The organism is Pseudomonas sp. TNT2022 ID1044, from assembly GCF_028656895.1.
GTDB lineage: Bacteria > Pseudomonadota > Gammaproteobacteria > Pseudomonadales > Pseudomonadaceae > Aquipseudomonas > Aquipseudomonas reinekei.
Genome location: NZ_JAMDHB010000055.1, coordinates 1 through 1017, shown reverse-complemented (window position 1 = coordinate 1017; position 1017 = coordinate 1). Strand labels below are relative to the sequence as shown.

The 1017-nt window shown below is 52.3% G+C and carries 2 protein-coding genes; both read left to right on the top strand.

What is annotated here, in order from left to right; genetic code table 11:
* Nucleotides 1-568, top strand: a 568-nt coding sequence (locus M5G20_RS30120; protein WP_273922132.1) for a GntR family transcriptional regulator, incomplete at its 5' end; no start/stop codon positions are given.
* A gap of 17 nt (nucleotides 569-585) precedes the next feature.
* Entirely contained in the window at nucleotides 586-1017 is a 432-nt protein-coding gene (locus M5G20_RS30115; protein ID WP_273922131.1) for a sulfite exporter TauE/SafE family protein, read from the top strand.

Here is a 1017-nt window from a genome sequence, read left to right as displayed (position 1 = left end):
TCCATTGCTCCCCAAACCCCAGATTCGTCGGGGCAAAGGCACCTTTGTCATCAAGCCTAAGCTCACGCAGGAGCTGACTGCGCTCACTGGTTTTGCTGAGGACATGCTTGTACTCGGCCGGCATCCGACATCGCGTCTGCTGAGCAAATGTATTGTTCCGGCCAACAGCCAGGTTGCTGAGCAATTGGCTATTGCGGTTGGAACGCACGTCTATCGTATCGAGCGTGTGCGCCTCGCAGATGGGGAGCCCATGTCCTTCGATGAGACTTATCTGCCCTTGGATATCGGCGAAAAGGTAGTTAGCAATGACTTGGACGTAATGCCAATTTTTGAACTGCTCGAAAATAAGTATGAGATGCCACTGACGGAGGCGCGTTACCAACTCGAGGCTGCGATTGCAAATGAGCATGTGGCACAAGCCCTGGGTGTTGAGATCGGTGCTCCGATCTTTCTGATTGAGCGGACCTCCTACAGTGGAGAGCAAAGGCCGGTTGATTACGAAAAGCTTTACTACCGAGGTGATGCAATCCGCTTTTCTACGAAGCTTTCACGGCATCCTCGGGCTTAGTGACGCGGGCTTTCTCTATGGAACTTTCAACCGTCTTTTTGTTGTTCATCGCAGCGTTGGGGGCAAGCGCGCTTGGCGGGTTGCTGGGAATGGCGAGTGGAATTTTCATCGTACCCATTCTCACAATTTTCTTTGGCGTTGATATTCATACCGCGATCGGGGCAAGCCTGGTCTCTGTCATAGCGTGCTCTTGTGGGAGTGCGGCATCATTTCTCAAAGAGCGGCTGACAAATGTGCGGCTCGCTGTGGTTTTGGAGTCAGCGACGACATTGGGTGCACTGTCAGGTGCCTTAATGATTGGAATTGTGCCCACAACCTTTCTCTATGGATTATTCGCTTTCATCCTGTTTGTCTCTGCGCAACAAATGCTGGCTCGGCGGCGTGAAGTCATAAACTCAGTTGAAGACGACCACAAAAACTGGGGTACCCTGGGCGGCCGCGAAAACTGA

Excerpts from the sequence above, each read along its gene's own strand:
- M5G20_RS30115 (WP_273922131.1), top strand. The coding sequence starts at position 586 with ATGGAACTTTCAACCGTCTTTTTGTTGTTCATCGCAGCGTTGGGGGCA.